Here is a 15,955-nt window from a genome sequence, read left to right on the forward strand (position 1 = left end):
GATTGATGCGGGTTAGGGGTGGGTGAATATCCATTTCTTCGGTAACGGCGGCTTATGGTTCCGCCCTTGCGGCGGGTCACTTTTGGAAGAGCCGGGAGCCGGACCAGCCAAAAGTAACCAAAAGCGCTTTGCCCCACCACTTGGTGCCTCGCTTAGGCTCGGCATGCCTGAACGAAGGCATTGCTCCGTGGGCCGCCGCGAAGGGCCATCCATGGCCCACTGCGCAATACCTGCGTTCGGCCATCGTGGTTAACGGGGCGTCCGAGATCAACGTCCATCGCGAGGCGGCCTAACAGCCGACCTGACTCTTGATGGGACCGCGTTTTTCCTGTGGGAGCGGGCTTGCTCGCGAAAGCGGTGGGTCAGCTCGCGGTGAGGTTGGCTGTGCCGACGTCATCGCGAGCAAGCTCGCTCCCACAGGTTCTTGTGTCGTATGCGGATGCTTTGAATACCCGAAAACCCATGTGAGGAGCGAGCTTGCTCGCGAAAGCGGTGGGTCAGTTTGTGATGATGTTGGATGTGCCGGCCTCTTCGCGAGCAAGCTCGCTCCCACAGGAGGAATGCGGTCCCCATCAAGAACCAGGTCGGCTACTAGGCGGGCATGCCGAGCCTAAGCGAGGCACCAAGTGGTGGGGCAAGAGCGTTTTGCTTACTTTTGACTGGGCCGGCTTCCGGGCTCTTCAAAAGTGAGCCGCCGTAAGGGCTGAACCATAAGTCGCCGTTACCTAAATAACGGATATTCACACAAACCTACTGCTGATAACCCTCAAGCCCATCCTCGGACAAGATACGAATCTGACGCCGCTCCATGGCAATCAACCCCCCATCAACCAACCGATGAAGAATCCGCGAAAACGTCTCCGGCTGAATCCCCAGCTTGGAAGCCACCAGACGCTTGGACACCTGCAACACCAATTGACCATCCCGCGGATCGCGTTCCTGCAGCAGGAAATTGATCACCCGCCGGCTGGCACTGGCCAAGGTCAAGTTATCGATGTCCTTGAGGCGCTGGTGCAGATGGATGCTCATGCTCGCCAGGATCGCCAGGCAGACCTTGGGCTGGTCCTCCAGGGCCTTGCGGTAATGGGTGCCCTCGATACTCACCAGCACGCTGTCCTTGATCGCCGACGCACTGACCGGATAGCAGCGGGCCTGGCTGAACAGCAGGGCCTCGGCGAAGGTCTGGCCGGGCTGGATGATTTCCACCAGGTTCTCCTGGCCCTCACCGGTCACCCGGAACAGCTTGATCTGACCACTGACCAGCAAGAAAAACCGCTTGGCCGGATCGCCCTGGTGCATGAGCGTGCTGTTGCATTCCAGGCGTTTGAGGACAGCCAGGCTGCAGACATCCTCAAAGACCCGCTCCGGCAGTTGGCTGAACAGGTGATGACGACGCAACAGTAAAACGATGGAAGGGTGGGTCAGCATGGCGTACCTCCGCGTGCCGTCATGGTAGAGCCCAAATCACCGTCGGCCTATGCCTCGGCAGGCCTACCTCGGAAGAGGGATGGGTCTTTCGATCAAGGCAAAACCCCGTGGGAGCAAAGCTTGCTCGCGATGGCGGCAGCACGCTCAACATTTGCGCAAGCTGAACCACCGCTATCGCGAGCAAGCTTTGCTCCCACAGGATTTTTTCCTGCAGGCTCTGCTCTCACAGTTGGTGTGTTTTGCTGGGCTAGCCCGCCCCGCGCAAATGCTCCATTGCCCACACCGCAGCTTCGACCCGTGAGCGCAAGCCGAGCTTGTGCAGCAGGTTCTTCACATGCACCTTGACCGTGCCTTCGGTGATGCCCAGCTTGTGCCCGATGACCTTGTTGCTGTAGCCGCCGGCGATGGTCTTGAGGACCTGGCGTTCGCGCTCGGTCAGTTCCACATCGGCCTGGCGCGGTGGCGAGCGCAGCGCCTGGGCCATGACGCGGGTCAGGCCGGGGCTGATCACCAGGGCGCCGTTGAGGGCATCGCGGATGTACTGGATCAGCAGCTCCGGCTCCATGTCCTTGAGCAGGTAACCGTTGGCGTCCAGGCGCAGGGCATCGCGGATGTCGTCCTCGGCATCGGACACGGTGAACAGCAGCACCTTGCCGGTGTAGTGCATGGCGCGCAGCCGACGCAGGGTCTCGATGCCGTTCATCTGCGGCATGTTGTTGTCCAGCAGCACCAGGTCGGGCTTGAGCGGTTCGATCAGGGTCAGGGCTTCTTCGCCGTGGCTGGCTTCGCCAACGATCTGCAAATCGTCTTCGAGCTCAAGCATCTGACGAATGCCGCGACGCATCATCGGATGATCGTCGACCAGTAGCAGGGTGTGGCGCAGGGGGGCGTTCATGTTGCGAGGCCTTCGGTGTGTTGGCCCAGGAATTCCGGTTGGAAATGCACCTGGATGCGGGTGCCCTGGGGTGTTCGGGAGAGAATCTGCAGTTGGCCGCGCAGGCTGCGGGCCCGTTCGTTCATGATGTTCAGGCCATGGTGTTCGCGCTGGTCGACCTCGCCGCTGAAGCCGCGGCCATCGTCTTCGATCGACAGCTGCACGGTCTCGCCTTCCTGGCGCAGTTCGAGCCAGGCGTTTTCGGCATGGGCATGGCGCAGGCAGTTGGACAGCGCCTCACGGGTGATCTGCAGGATGTGGATCTGCTCGCTGGCCGACAGCTCGAAGGCCAGGGTGTCGACGAACAGATGCACCTTGAAGTCCCCTCGGTTGGAGAATTCCTCGGCGGTGTCCTTGAGCTCTTCGACCAGGCCATCGTCGTGGATCTGCAAGCGGAAGGTGGTCAGCAACTCGCGCAACTGGCGATAAGCATTGTTGAGCCCTTCACGCAGTTCACCGGTGACGGTCTCCAGGGTCTGCACCGGTTCGCCCCGACGCATCAGGGTCTGCATGCGGCTGACTTGCAGCTTCATGTACGACAAGGCCTGGGCCAGGGAATCGTGGAGCTCGCGGGCAATGATCGTGCGTTCATCGAGCAGCAGCAGGCGATGGTCCTGTTCGCGCTGGCGCTTGAGCGACAGCGACGTACCAATCAGGTTGGCGAGGGCCTGGATCAATGCGGTTTCCCAGGGCTGCGCGGCGTGGCCGTCGACAAAATGAGCCTTGAGCTCACCCAGTTCGTTGCCCTGGTTGCTGATGCTGAAGGCTTGCGGGCGTGCCGCGTTGCGTTTATGGCAACTGGCGCAATCGCTGCTGGCGCAGACCTGGCGGCTGTCGGCGCCATGCAACGCCAGCAGGTGCCTGGCCGGTGATTGCAATTGCCCTTGCAGGCACAGCGTCAGGCGCAGGCCCGGCAGGCGCTGTTGGAAGCGCCGGATCAATTCATCCAGCCCTTCGGCATTGGCCTGTCGCGTCGCCAGGCTGCGACTGCTCTGGTACAGCAGCTCCAGGGCGGCGTTGGCCTGTTGCAGGTTCAGGGTCTTTTGCCGGACCTGGTTTTCCAGGGTGCGGTGCGATTGCTCGATGGTCTCGGCCATGGTGTTGAAACTGGTCGCCAACTGGCCCAGTTCATCTTCGGACTGGTGATTGACTCGCACCTGGAATTCGCCACGGCGAAAGCGCTGGGTGGCGTCCACCAACTCCTGCAAGGGCGTGACCACGCCGTACTGCAATTCATACAGGCCGATCAGCAGGATGATCATGGTGCTGAACAGCGCCGCGCCCTGGATCACCTGCTGCCAGCCTTGCTTGTGCTCGCTCTGGCGCTGCAGCAGGGTAACGAACCGGTCCAACTGGTTGACGAAGGCATTGGCATTGGCCTGGAAAAACGCCGAGTCGCCACGCTCGATGGCCGGGCGCAAAGTCTGGTTCCAGCGTTGCACAAGGTCGCGATAGCTCTTGTGCAGGGAGGTTTCCGGCCCATCTTCCAGCACGGCGCGCAGGGCAGGGCTGTCGAGGCGTTGTTGCAGGCTGGCGATGATCGCCGGGACGTCGTCGTTGGCCCCCGCCGCCAGTTTCCAGCTCAGGTGGTAGGTCTCCATGCGCACGGAGCCGGCGGTGTTGATGGCGGCAGCGTCGCCCTGGCTGAACCAGGCGATCAACCCTGCACTCAAGGAACTGGCCAGGGCCAGGATGGCGATCAGGATCACCGCCAGCCCGGCGCGAGCGGGCAGGGAACTGCGCAGCCAACGCATCATCGACGCGGGCCTGCGGGGCAAAACTGTGAACCGAGCATAGGGGCGCCCTGGACCTGGGGGTGTAGCAGCCAATCCTGGGCGCACTACCTCTAAAGAGTTGTCGGCCGCTCCATTTCCATAAAAGCTTCGGCAGACTTGATCAAGGTATTGATAAATAAAGGGTTGTATCAATATCCGGGTCTACCTCCTTGGAGGTAGACGGGCCAAGCATAGGCCTGGACCGCCCCGGCACACGTTGATCCAGGTCAAGTTTTCGCGGGGTTCGTATCACTAGGCTGCGCTCAATCGAACTGACGGAGTGCATCGTGATGCGAGCGCAAGTGCAACAAGGGCTGGTACTAGGGATGAGTACCCTGGCCTTCACCGTGTGCTTCATGGTCTGGATGATGTTTGCCGTGCTGGGGGTTCCGATCAAGGAACTGCTGGCCCTCAATGAAACCCAGTTTGGCCTGCTGGCCGCTACGCCGGTGTTGACCGGTTCGCTGGTGCGCTTGCCCCTGGGGCTTCTGACCGACCGCTTTGGCGGACGGATCGTGTTCTTCCTGCTGATGCTGGCCTGCGTATTGCCGCTGTACCTGATCACCCTCGCCACGGCCTTCTGGCAGTTCCTGGTACTGGGCCTGTTCGTCGGCCTGGCCGGTGGCTCGTTCTCGGTGGGCATCGCCTACGTCGCCAAATGGTTCGACAAGCAGAACCAGGGTTTTGCCATGGGCGTCTTCGGCGCCGGCAACGCCGGTGCGGCAGTGACCAAGTTCCTCGCCCCGGCGTTGATCGCGTTCGGCACCTGGCACCTGGTGCCGAAAGTGTTCAGCGCCATCCTGTTCATCACCGCGCTGTTGTTCTGGTTTCTCACCACCGAGAAAAAGGAACACAGCGGCACCGGCGGCGCGACGTTGCGCGAGCAATTGAAAACCCTGAAAGAGCCGGCCGTGTGGCGCTACTGCCAGTACTACTCGATCGTGTTCGGCGGCTACGTGGCACTGGCCTTGTGGATGACCAAGTACTACGTGCAGGAATACGGCTTCAGCCTGCAAAGCGCGGCGCTGCTGGCGGCGTGTTTCTCCTTGCCCGGTGGCGTGTTGCGGGCGGTCGGTGGCTGGATGTCCGACCGCTGGGGCGCCCAGAGCGTGACCTGGTGGGTGTTGTGGGTCAGCTGGATCTGCCTGTTCCTGCTCTCCTATCCCCAGACTCAACTGCAAGTGCAGACCGTCAACGGCATCGTCGATTTCCACATTGGTCTCAGCCCCACGCTGTTCACCGTGCTGCTGTTCGTGATGGGCATTGCCTTCGCGTTCGGCAAGGCCTCGGTCTTCAAATACATCGCCAACGACTACCCGAAAAACATGGGCGCGGTGTCCGGCATCGTCGGCCTGGCCGGCGGCCTGGGCGGGTTCGTGCTGCCGATCATGTTCGGCGCCCTGGTGGACCTCACCGGCGTGCGCTCGTCCTGCTTCATGTTGATGTACGGCGTGGTCTGGGTCTCCCTGGCCTGGATGTACTTCAGCGAAATGCGCAAGCGCCCGCTGCTGGGTAAACAGCCGCCGGCCACTCAATCCCCGTTTTCCAGCATTGCCCAAGGAGAAGAACATGTCCGTTCTGCAAACGCCTGAAAAGGGCCCGGTCATTCATGACTGGCGCCCGGAAGACCCTGCTTTCTGGGGCAGTAGCGGCAAACTGACCGCCCGGCGCAACCTGTGGATTTCCATCCCGGCGCTGCTGTTGGCCTTCGCGGTGTGGATGGTCTGGAGCACGGTGATCGTGCGCCTGAATGCCATCGGTTTCAGCTTCAGCACCGACCAGCTGTTCTGGCTGGCGGCATTGCCGGGGCTGTCCGGCGCAACCTTGCGCATCTTCTACTCGTTCATGGTGCCGATCTTCGGCGGACGCCGCTGGACCGCGCTGAGCACGGCGTCGTTGCTGATACCGGCTTTGTGGATGGGCTTCGCCGTGCAGGATTCGGCCACGCCCTACAGCGTGTTCGTGCTGATCGCATTGCTTTGCGGTTTTGGTGGCGGCAACTTCGCCTCGAGCATGTCCAACATCAGCTTCTTCTATCCCAAGTCCCAGCAGGGCACCGCCCTGGGCCTGAACGCCGGGCTGGGTAACCTGGGCGTGTCGGTGATGCAGTTCAGCGTGCCGCTGGTGATCTCCTTCGGCGTGTTCGGCTTCATGGGCGGCCAGCCACAGGTGTTGGCCGACGGCAGCTCGCTGTGGTTGCAGAACGCCGGTTTCATCTGGGTGCCGTTCATCCTCGCCATTACCGTGATCGCCTGGTTCGGCATGAATGACCTGTCCAGCGCCCGCGCCTCGTTCAGCGAACAGGCGGTGATCTTCAAGCGCAAGCACAACTGGCTGATGTGCTGGCTGTACCTGGCCACTTTCGGTTCGTTCATTGGTTTCTCCGCCGCCTTCCCGTTGCTGATCAAGACTTCGTTCCCGGAAGTCATCGCCCTGAAATTCGCCTTCCTCGGCCCGCTGGTGGGCGCGCTGGTACGGCCGCTGGGCGGCTGGCTGGCGGACAAGCTCGGTGGTGCGAAGGTCACCTTGTGGAACTTCGTGTTGATGATCGTGATGGTGTTCGGCGTCCTGCACTTTCTTCCGCAGAACGGCCAGGGCGGCAGCTTCTACGGCTTCCTGGGCATGTTCATGTTGCTGTTCATCACCACTGGCGTGGGCAACGGTTCGACCTTCCGCATGATCCCGGTGATCTTCCGCACCCTGCACGAGAAAGCCGCCCTGGGCAAGAAGCCCGAGCAACGCGAGTTGGCGCTCAAGAACGCCGGCAAGGAATCGGCTGCGGTGCTGGGTTTCAGCTCGGCCATGGGCGCCTTCGGAGCCTTCTTCATTCCCAAATCATTCGGCACTTCGATGGCCCTGACCGGCGGCCCGGAGATGGCCTTCTACATGTTCGTCGGCTTCTACCTGAGCTGCATCGTGGTGACCTGGTGGTGGTATGCCCGCAAGGGCGCCGCGACACCTTGCTAAGCCGAACCTAAACCTGCGTGGGCGGGGCGCAGACCCCGCGGAGCAAGCCTGAGAGGAACACACTGTGAGTCATTTACTGGATCAACTGCGGTTTTTCAACCGTAAGCAAGGCGAGTTTTCAGACGGGCACGGCGAGACCCGCAAGGAGTCCCGGGACTGGGAGAACGTCTACCGTTCGCGCTGGCAGTACGACAAGATCGTGCGGTCCACCCATGGGGTGAACTGCACCGGTTCGTGCTCGTGGAAAATCTACGTCAAGAACGGCCTGATCACCTGGGAAACCCAGCAGACCGACTATCCGCGTACCCGCAACGATCTGCCCAACCACGAACCACGCGGCTGCCCTCGCGGCGCGAGCTACAGCTGGTACATCTACAGCGCCAACCGGCTCAAGTACCCGAAAATTCGCAAGCCATTGCTCAAGCTGTGGCGTGAAGCCCGGCAGACCCTGCCGCCGGTGGAAGCCTGGGCCAGCATCGTCGAGGACAAGGCCAAGGCCGACTCCTATAAAAGCAAGCGCGGCATGGGTGGCTTCATCCGTTCCAACTGGGAAGAAGTCAACGAGATCATCGCCGCAGCGAACGTCTACACCGTCAAGGAACACGGCCCGGACCGGGTGGTGGGCTTCTCGCCGATCCCGGCCATGTCGATGGTCAGCTACGCCGCCGGCTCGCGTTACCTGTCGTTGATCGGTGGCGTCTGCCTGAGCTTCTATGACTGGTATTGCGACTTGCCGCCAGCGTCGCCGATGGTCTGGGGCGAGCAGACCGACGTGCCGGAATCGGCCGACTGGTACAACTCCAACTACATCATTGCCTGGGGCTCCAACGTTCCGCAGACCCGTACCCCTGACGCCCACTTCTTCACCGAGGTGCGCTACAAGGGCACCAAGACCGTGGCGATCACCCCGGACTATTCGGAAGTCGCCAAGCTCACCGACCTGTGGCTCAACCCCAAGCAGGGCACCGACGCCGCGCTGGCCCAGGCCTTCAACCATGTGATCTTCAAAGAATTCCACCTGGACAAGCCGAGCGTCTATTTCACCGAATACGCCAAGCGCTACACCGACCTGCCGGTACTGGTGATGCTCAAGCCAATGCTCGGCGCCGCTCCGGGCGCGGGTTACCAGCCGGACCGTTTCCTGCGGGCCAGCGACCTGACCGACAACCTCGGCCAGGACAACAACCCGGAATGGAAAACCATCGCCATGGATGCCGCCGGCGAACTGGTTTCGCCCCAAGGTTCCATCGGCTATCGCTGGGGTGAGAAGGGCAAGTGGAACATCCTGCCCCGTGAAGGCGGCGAGGGCCGTGAGATCGACCTCAAGCTGAGCCTGATCGGCGGCGACGTCGCCGAGGTGGCGTTCCCGTACTTCGCTGGCGAAGCCCAGGAGTACTTCCAGCACGTGGCCGGTGACGCGGTGCAGTTCCGGCGGGTGCCGGTGCACAGCGTGGTACTGGCCGACGGCAGCGTGGCGAAAGTCGCCACCGTATTCGACCTGTCGGCGGCCAACCTGGCGATCGACCGTGGCCTGGGCGGCGCCAACGTTGCCAAGGACTATGACGACGCCTCGGTGCCTGGCACCCCGGCCTGGCAGGAGCAGATCACTGGCGTAAGCCGCGAGAAGGCGATCCAGATCGCCCGCGAGTTTGCCGACAACGCCGACAAGACCCGTGGACGCTCGATGATCATCGTCGGTGCGGCGATGAACCACTGGTACCACATGGACATGAACTACCGCGGGCTGATCAACATGCTCATGCTCTGCGGTTGCGTCGGCCAGACCGGCGGCGGCTGGGCCCACTATGTCGGCCAGGAAAAACTCCGTCCGCAATGCGGCTGGCTGCCCCTGGCCTTTGGCCTGGACTGGAACCGTCCGCCACGGCAGATGAACGGCACCAGCTTCTTCTACGGGCACAGTTCGCAATGGCGCCACGAGAAGATGAGCATGCACGATGTGCTCTCGCCCCTGGCCGACAAATCGCAATTTCCCGAGCACGCCCTGGACTACAACATCCGCGCCGAACGGGCCGGCTGGTTGCCGAGCGCACCGCAGCTCAACACCAACCCGCTGCACATCTGCCGCGATGCCGCCGCCGCGGGCATGGACCCCAAGGACTACGTGGTCAAGTCGCTGCAGGACGGTTCGCTGCGCTTTGCCTGCGAGCAACCGGACAGCCCGGTGAACTTCCCGCGCAACATGTTCATCTGGCGTTCCAACCTGCTGGGCTCCTCGGGCAAGGGCCACGAGTACATGCTCAAGTACCTGCTGGGCACCAAGAACGGCGTGATGAACGAAGACATCGGCCATAGCACCGAGTGCAAGCCCACCGAAGCCGAATGGGTCGACGAGGGCGCCATTGGCAAGCTCGATCTGGTGACCACCCTGGACTTCCGCATGTCCTCGACCTGCGTTTATTCCGACATCGTCTTGCCAACCGCTACCTGGTACGAAAAAGACGACATGAACACTTCGGACATGCACCCGTTCATTCACCCACTGTCGGCCGCCATCGATCCGGCCTGGGAGTCGCGTTCGGACTGGGAAATCTACAAGGGCATCGCCAAGGCGTTTTCCGCCATGTCGGTCGGCCACTTGGGTGTCGAGAAAGACCTGGTCACCGTACCGCTGATGCACGACAGCGTCGGCGAACTGGCCCAGCCATTCGGCGGCACCGACTGGAAAAGTGCCGGTGTGGCGCCGGTCCCGGGCAAGAACGCGCCGAACCTGCAAGTGGTGGAACGCGACTACCCGAACATCTACAAGCAGTTCACCTCCCTGGGCCCGATGCTGGAAAAACTCGGCAACGGCGGCAAGGGCATCAACTGGAACACCGACACTGAAGTTAAATTCCTTGGCGAACTGAACCACAAGGAAGTCGAGGCGGGTATCAGCCAAGGGCGGCCAAAAATCGACAGCGCCATTGATGCTGCCGAAGTGATCCTGTCCCTGGCGCCGGAAACCAACGGCCATGTCGCGGTGAAAGCCTGGGCAGCGCTGTCGGAATTCACCGGCATCGACCACAGCCACCTGGCGGTGTCCAAGGAGCACGAGGCGATTCGCTTCCGTGACATCCAGGCCCAGCCACGCAAGATCATTTCCAGCCCGACCTGGTCTGGCCTGGAAGACGATCACGTGAGCTACAACGCTGGCTACACCAACGTCCATGAGTCGATCCCATGGCGCACCATCACCGGTCGCCAGCAGTTCTACCAGGATCACCCGTGGATGCAGGCGTTCGGCGAGCAACTGATGAGCTATCGGCCACCGGTCAACACCCGCACCATCGCCGGCGTGAAGGGCAAGCGCAGCAATGGCGAGACCGAGATCGTCCTGAACTGGATCACCCCGCACCAGAAGTGGGGTATCCACAGCACCTACAGCGACAACCTGCTGATGCTGACCTTGAGCCGTGGCGGACCGATTGTCTGGCTCTCGGAAATCGACGCCAAGCGCGCCGGTATCGAGGACAACGACTGGATCGAATGCTTCAACGTCAACGGCGCGCTGACCGCCCGTGCGGTGGTCAGCCAACGGGTCAAGGAAGGCATGGTGATGATGTATCACGCCCAGGAACGGATCGTGAACGTGCCGGGTTCGGAAACCACCAAGACCCGTGGCGGCCACCACAACTCGGTGACCCGCGTGGTGCTCAAGCCCACCCACATGATTGGCGGCTACGCCCAACAGGCCTACGGCTTCAACTATTACGGCACGGTCGGTTGCAACCGCGACGAATTCGTCGTGGTGCGCAAGATGGTCAAGGTCGATTGGCTCGATGGTTCCAGTGGCGATGATTTGCCGCGTCCACTGCCGACTGATATCGAGGAGAACTGAGATGAAGATTCGCTCACAAATCGGCATGGTCCTGAACCTGGACAAATGCATCGGCTGCCACACCTGCTCGATTACCTGCAAGAACGTCTGGACCAGCCGCGAAGGCATGGAATACGCCTGGTTCAACAACGTCGAATCCAAGCCTGGCATCGGCTATCCCAAGGAGTGGGAAAACCAGGACAAGTGGAAAGGCGGCTGGATCCGCAACGCTGACGGTTCGATCAACCCGCGCATCGGCGGCAAGTTCCGCGTGCTGGCGAACATCTTCGCCAACCCGGACCTGCCGAGCCTGGACGATTACTACGAGCCGTTCGACTTCGACTACCAGCACCTGCACACCGCACCGCTGGGCGAGCACCAGCCCACCGCGCGACCACGCTCGGTGGTGTCCGGCAAGCGCATGCAGAAAATCGAATGGGGCCCGAACTGGGAGGAAATCCTCGGCACTGAATTCGCCAAGCGGCGCAAGGACAAGAACTTCGACAAGATCCAGGCGGACATCTACGGCGAGTACGAAAACACTTTCATGATGTACCTGCCGCGCCTGTGCGAGCACTGCCTGAACCCGGCGTGCGCGGCGTCGTGCCCGAGCGGAGCGATCTACAAGCGCGAAGAGGACGGCATCGTCCTGATCGACCAGGAGAAGTGCCGCGGCTGGCGCATGTGCATCAGCGGCTGCCCGTACAAGAAGATCTACTTCAATTGGAAGAGCGGCAAGTCGGAAAAATGCATCTTCTGCTACCCGCGCATCGAAGCCGGGATGCCGACCGTCTGCGCTGAAACCTGCGTTGGCCGCATCCGTTACCTCGGCGTGTTGCTGTATGACGCCGATCGCATCAGCGAAGTGGCAAGCACCGCCAATGAGCAGGACCTGTACGAGAAACAACTGGAGATCTTCCTCGACCCGAACGACCCGGCGGTGATTCGCCAGGCCCTGGCCGATGGCGTGCCGCAGTCGGTGATCGATTCGGCGCAACGCTCGCCGGTCTACAAAATGGCCGTGGACTGGAAACTCGCACTGCCGCTGCACCCGGAATACCGCACCTTGCCAATGGTCTGGTACGTGCCGCCACTGTCGCCGATCCAGAACGCTGCCACGGCCGGCACCGTGGGCATGAACGGGGTGATCCCGGACGTCGACAGCCTGCGTATCCCGCTGCGCTACCTGGCGAACATGCTCACCGCCGGTGATGAAAAGCCGGTCAAGCTTGCGCTGAAACGCTTGCTGGCGATGCGTGCCTACAAGCGTTCCGAGCAGGTCGACGGCGTGCAGGACTTGCAAGTGCTGGCCGACGTCGGCTTGAGCGTGAACCAGGTGGAAGAGATGTACCGCTACCTGGCCATCGCCAACTACGAAGACCGTTTCGTCGTGCCAAGCGCCCACCGCGAAGACGCCATGAGCGACGCGTTCGCCGAGCGTTCCGGGTGCGGTTTCAGCTTTGGCAGCGGTTGCAGTGGCAGCTCCGACACCAACATGTTCGGTGGCAAGAAGGCCAACCGCCGCGACGTGATCAAAACCGTGCAGTTGTGGGAGGAATGAGCATGCGCATTCTCAAGGTGATTTCGTTGCTGCTCGACTACCCGACCGAGACCCTGGTGGCCGGTCGGGATGAGCTGGAACAAGCGATTCTCCAAACGCGGGAAATCAGTCCGAACCAGCGCGCCGGGTTGTTCGAGTTGCTGGAGGTGATCTGCGGCAAGGACCTGATGGATGGCCAGGAGCACTACGGTGCTCTGTTCGGCCGCGGTCGCTCGCTGTCGCTGCTGCTGTTCGAACATGTCCATGGCGAATCCCGCGACCGGGGCCAGGCCATGGTCGACATGATGGCTCAGTACGAAGAGGCCGGTTTCGCCATCGGCGTCAAGGAACTGCCCGACTACATCCCGCTGTACCTGGAGTTTCTGTCCACCCGCGAAGACCTCGAGGCCCGCGAGGGCCTGGCCGATGTCGCGCACCTGCTGGCCTTGCTCGCGGCGCGCCTGGACGAGCGTGAAAGCGCCTACGCCAGTTGCTTCCGGGCCTTGCTGCAAATCGCCGGGGCCGAGCCCCAGGTGGCCGTGGCCGAGTTGCGTGAGCAAGTGAAGGCCGAACCACGGGACGACTCCCTCGAAGCCCTGGACAAGATCTGGGAAGAAGAGGCAGTGGATTTCATGAAGGCCGAACAGCAGGACCGTTGCAGTTCACTGCCCAGCGCGCCGGGCAAGGCGCGGGACGAAAGTGCGGTGCCGCTGCACTGGGTGGATTTTCAGCATGAAGGGCTGGCCGCAGCGCCAGCCGGGGAGGTGGGCAATGTCTAAATGGGATCTGTTGTTGTTCGGGGTCTACCCCTATGTCGCCTTGGCGATTTGCCTGCTTGGCAGTTGGGCACGCTTTGATCTGTCCCAGTACACCTGGAAGGCAGGTTCCAGCCAGATGCTGAACAAGCGCGGCATGCGCGTGGCCAGCAACCTGTTTCACATCGGCGTGCTGTTCGTGCTGGCCGGCCACTTCGTCGGCCTGCTGACACCCTCGGCGATCTACCACCATGTGCTGAGCACCGAGAACAAGCAGTTGCTGGCGATGGTTTCCGGCGGTTTCTTCGGCGTACTGGGCCTGATCGGCCTGGTGATGCTGCTCAACCGTCGCCTGACCGACCCACGGGTTCGCGCCACCTCCAATGTCTCGGACATCCTCGTGCTGGTGGTGCTGCTGGTGCAACTGGTACTGGGGCTGATGACCATCGTGGCGTCCACCGCCCATATGGACGGCTCGATGATGGTGATGCTGGCCGACTGGGCCCAGAACACCGTGCTGTTGCGTCCGGTCGAAGCCGCTACCTCGATAGCGCCGGTGGGCCTGGTCTACAAGCTCCACGTGGTGCTGGGCCTGACCCTGTTCGTGTTGTTCCCGTTCACCCGTCTGGTCCATATCGTCAGTGCGCCGGTCTGGTACCTGGGGCGTCGTTATCAAATCGTTCGGCAGAAGTTTTGAGGAGAAGATCATGGCGAGTGGATGCGGATGTGGCGGTAGTGGTGGCGGCAGCGGCGGCTGCGGTTCTTCGGCAAAAGCGGCACCGGTGATCGCGCCGCTGGCCGATGCCGAACCGGCGGGGGCGGTGCAGTTCGAGCCGGCCCAGGCCGGGCCGGTGACGGAGGATGAAGCGCCACAGTTGATTGCCAGCAGTGAGCAAGAGTGGCCGATCATCAGCGTCAACGGGGTGTCGGTCACCCCGCAGGCGATGGCCCAGGAGCTGCAATATCACCCGGCGGAAAGCCGCGAGGAGGCGGTTTATCAGGCGGCACGGGCCTTGGTGATCCGTGAGTTGCTGCAGCAACGTATCGCCGAACTGGGTCTGGCGTTGCAGGTCGGCGCCGGTGAAAACGAAGAGGAAGCGGCCACGCGGCTGTTGCTCGAACGCGAGGTACAGGTGCCGCAGTGCGACGAGGCCACCTGCCTGCGTTATTACGAAAGCAACCGGGCGCGCTTTCACAGCGCACCGTTGCTGGCGGTGCGACACATCCTGCTCGAGTGTGCGCCGGACGATGCCGAGGCGCGCAGCCTGGCCCATGTACAGGCCGAGCTGCTGCTGGAGCGGCTGGACCAGTTCCCGGGCAGTTTTGCCGAGTTGGCGCTGAAGCATTCGGCGTGTCCATCCAAGGAGCAGGGCGGCTCGCTGGGGCAGATCAGCAAGGGCCAGACCGTGCCTGAACTGGAGCGCCAGTTGTTCACCCTGCCGGCGGGCCTGGCTGGTAAACCGCTGGAAAGTCGTTACGGCTGGCACGTGATCAGCATCGACCAGCGAATCGATGGCCAGCCATTGCCGTATGAGGCAGTGGCGACGGCGATTCGTACCCAGTTGCAGCAGGGCGTGTGGCAAAAAGCGCTGGTGCAGTACCTGCAAACCCTGATCGGTGCGGCGGATATTCGCGGCATTCACCTTCAGGGCGCCGACTCGCCGCTGGTGCAGTGAACACGGGCTCAATCGGGAGATCTTCATGAACGCGGTGTTGCAGGACGGATTTGGGCGCCAGATCGATTATTTGCGGATGTCGGTGACCGATCGTTGTGATTTTCGTTGTGTGTATTGCATGGCGAAAAACATGACTTTCCTGCCGCGTCAGCAAGTGTTGACCCTGGAGGAGTTGCAGCGCCTGGCGCGGCTGTTCGTCGGCCTGGGGGTGAAGAAAATCCGCCTGACCGGTGGTGAGCCGCTGATCCGTCCAGGCATCGTCGGGCTGTGTCGCGAGATCGCGGCATTGCCCGGCCTGCGGGAACTGGTGATGACCAGCAACGGCTCGCAGCTGGGGCGACTGGCCCAGCCGCTGGTCGAGGCCGGGGTCAAGCGCATGAACATCAGCCTCGACAGCCTGGACGGCGATCGTTTTCGGGCGATCACCCGCAACGGCAACCTGGACCAGGTGCTGGCCGGCATCGAAGCGGCGAAGGTCGCCGGGTTCGAGCGGATCAAGCTCAACTGCGTGGTGATGAAAGGGCGCAACTTCGATGAAGTCCCGGCGTTGGTGCAATACGCCATCGAGCAGCGCATCGACATCAGCTTCATCGAGGAAATGCCGCTGGGGGAGGTCGGGCGTTCCCGGGGCGAGTCGTTCTGTTCCAGCGATGAGGTACGGGCCGAAATCGCCCGCCATCACCGGCTGCTCGACAGCACCGAAAACAGCGGCGGGCCAGCGCGCTATGTGCGCCTGGAGCGTCATCCGGACACCCGGATCGGTTTCATTTCGCCCAACACCCACAACTTCTGCGCCAGTTGCAACCGCGTGCGCATGACCGTCGAAGGGCGCTTGCTGTTGTGCCTGGGACAAGAGGACTCCCTCGACCTTCGCGGCTTGCTGCGGCGTTATCCGCTGGACGACCAACCGGTGATCCAGGCGGTGCAACGGGCGTTGCGTGGCAAGCCACTGCGCCATGACTTCAACCCGGGTGGGGAAGTGCAGATCGTGCGGTTCATGAACATGAGTGGGGGGTGAGCAGTACACAGGTCCCACAAAGGGACCTGTGGTGGATACAGACCT

General features: G+C 62.1%; 11 protein-coding genes. 8 read left to right on the forward strand and 3 right to left on the reverse strand.

Annotated elements, in window-relative coordinates; all coding sequences use genetic code 11:
* Positions 1–750 precede the first annotated feature (750 nt).
* The 3 genes from KGA89_RS29595 to KGA89_RS29605 all read right to left on the reverse strand — a co-directional run bounded on the left by KGA89_RS29595 (position 751) and on the right by KGA89_RS29605 (position 4,119).
* Positions 751–1,428, reverse strand: coding sequence for a Crp/Fnr family transcriptional regulator (locus tag KGA89_RS29595; protein WP_223473201.1), 678 nt, complete (start codon positions 1,426–1,428; stop codon positions 751–753).
* A 247-nt stretch (positions 1,429–1,675) separates the two neighbouring features.
* The gene (narL, locus tag KGA89_RS29600) at positions 1,676–2,323 is read right to left on the reverse strand and encodes a two-component system response regulator NarL (protein WP_003202460.1); all 648 of its coding nucleotides are present in this window, start codon (positions 2,321–2,323) and stop codon (positions 1,676–1,678) included.
* Entirely contained in the window at positions 2,320–4,119 is a 1,800-nt protein-coding gene (locus KGA89_RS29605) for a HAMP domain-containing protein (RefSeq protein WP_013693503.1), read from the reverse strand. The genes narL and KGA89_RS29605 overlap by 4 nt, the downstream gene beginning before the upstream one ends.
* A gap of 308 nt (positions 4,120–4,427) precedes the next feature.
* Between KGA89_RS29605 and KGA89_RS29610 the strand changes: the two genes are divergently transcribed.
* From KGA89_RS29610 to moaA, 8 genes are all read left to right on the forward strand, one after another.
* Positions 4,428–5,729: an MFS transporter gene (locus KGA89_RS29610; protein WP_003202455.1), complete on the forward strand. Its 1,302-nt coding sequence runs from the start codon at positions 4,428–4,430 to the stop codon at positions 5,727–5,729.
* Positions 5,707–7,104: a NarK family nitrate/nitrite MFS transporter gene (locus KGA89_RS29615; protein WP_027911613.1), complete on the forward strand. Its 1,398-nt coding sequence runs from the start codon at positions 5,707–5,709 to the stop codon at positions 7,102–7,104. The genes KGA89_RS29610 and KGA89_RS29615 overlap by 23 nt, the downstream gene beginning before the upstream one ends.
* 64 nt (positions 7,105–7,168) lie before the next feature.
* Complete coding sequence (locus KGA89_RS29620) at positions 7,169–10,942, forward strand: nitrate reductase subunit alpha (RefSeq protein WP_003202451.1); 3,774 nt, start codon at positions 7,169–7,171, stop codon at positions 10,940–10,942.
* 1 nt (position 10,943) lies between these two features.
* Positions 10,944–12,482: a nitrate reductase subunit beta gene (gene narH, locus KGA89_RS29625; RefSeq protein WP_003202449.1), complete on the forward strand. Its 1,539-nt coding sequence runs from the start codon at positions 10,944–10,946 to the stop codon at positions 12,480–12,482.
* Positions 12,483–12,484: 2 nt separating this feature from the next.
* The gene (gene narJ, locus KGA89_RS29630; protein WP_013693501.1) at positions 12,485–13,240 is read left to right on the forward strand and encodes a nitrate reductase molybdenum cofactor assembly chaperone; all 756 of its coding nucleotides are present in this window, start codon (positions 12,485–12,487) and stop codon (positions 13,238–13,240) included.
* On the forward strand, positions 13,233–13,913 hold the full coding sequence (narI, locus tag KGA89_RS29635) for a respiratory nitrate reductase subunit gamma (RefSeq protein ID WP_223473202.1): 681 nt from the start codon (positions 13,233–13,235) through the stop codon (positions 13,911–13,913). Before narJ ends, narI begins: the two co-directional genes overlap by 8 nt.
* A 10-nt stretch (positions 13,914–13,923) precedes the next feature.
* Positions 13,924–14,892, forward strand: a complete 969-nt coding sequence (locus tag KGA89_RS29640) for a peptidylprolyl isomerase (RefSeq protein WP_223473203.1) — start codon at positions 13,924–13,926, stop codon at positions 14,890–14,892.
* 25 nt (positions 14,893–14,917) lie between these two features.
* A complete protein-coding gene (gene moaA, locus KGA89_RS29645; RefSeq protein ID WP_003202440.1) occupies positions 14,918–15,910 on the forward strand; it encodes a GTP 3',8-cyclase MoaA in 993 nt (330 codons plus the stop codon).
* Positions 15,911–15,955: the final 45 nt, after the last annotated feature.

The sequence above is a fragment of the Pseudomonas sp. A-RE-22 genome (assembly GCF_019956035.1).
Lineage (GTDB): Bacteria > Pseudomonadota > Gammaproteobacteria > Pseudomonadales > Pseudomonadaceae > Aquipseudomonas > Aquipseudomonas brassicacearum.

What these genes read in the sequence shown, in the direction of transcription:
- KGA89_RS29640 (WP_223473203.1), top strand. Translation starts at nt 13,924, where the DNA reads ATGGCGAGTGGATGCGGATGTGGCGGTAGTGGTGGCGGCAGCGGCGGC.
- KGA89_RS29595 (WP_223473201.1), bottom strand. Translation starts at nt 1,428, where the DNA reads ATGCTGACCCACCCTTCCATCGTTTTACTGTTGCGTCGTCATCACCTG.
- KGA89_RS29605 (WP_013693503.1), bottom strand. Translation starts at nt 4,119, where the DNA reads ATGATGCGTTGGCTGCGCAGTTCCCTGCCCGCTCGCGCCGGGCTGGCG.
- KGA89_RS29610 (WP_003202455.1), top strand. Translation starts at nt 4,428, where the DNA reads ATGCGAGCGCAAGTGCAACAAGGGCTGGTACTAGGGATGAGTACCCTG.
- narH (WP_003202449.1), top strand. Translation starts at nt 10,944, where the DNA reads ATGAAGATTCGCTCACAAATCGGCATGGTCCTGAACCTGGACAAATGC.
- narJ (WP_013693501.1), top strand. Translation starts at nt 12,485, where the DNA reads ATGCGCATTCTCAAGGTGATTTCGTTGCTGCTCGACTACCCGACCGAG.
- narI (WP_223473202.1), top strand. Translation starts at nt 13,233, where the DNA reads ATGTCTAAATGGGATCTGTTGTTGTTCGGGGTCTACCCCTATGTCGCC.
- moaA (WP_003202440.1), top strand. Translation starts at nt 14,918, where the DNA reads ATGAACGCGGTGTTGCAGGACGGATTTGGGCGCCAGATCGATTATTTG.
- narL (WP_003202460.1), bottom strand. Translation starts at nt 2,323, where the DNA reads ATGAACGCCCCCCTGCGCCACACCCTGCTACTGGTCGACGATCATCCG.
- KGA89_RS29615 (WP_027911613.1), top strand. Translation starts at nt 5,707, where the DNA reads ATGTCCGTTCTGCAAACGCCTGAAAAGGGCCCGGTCATTCATGACTGG.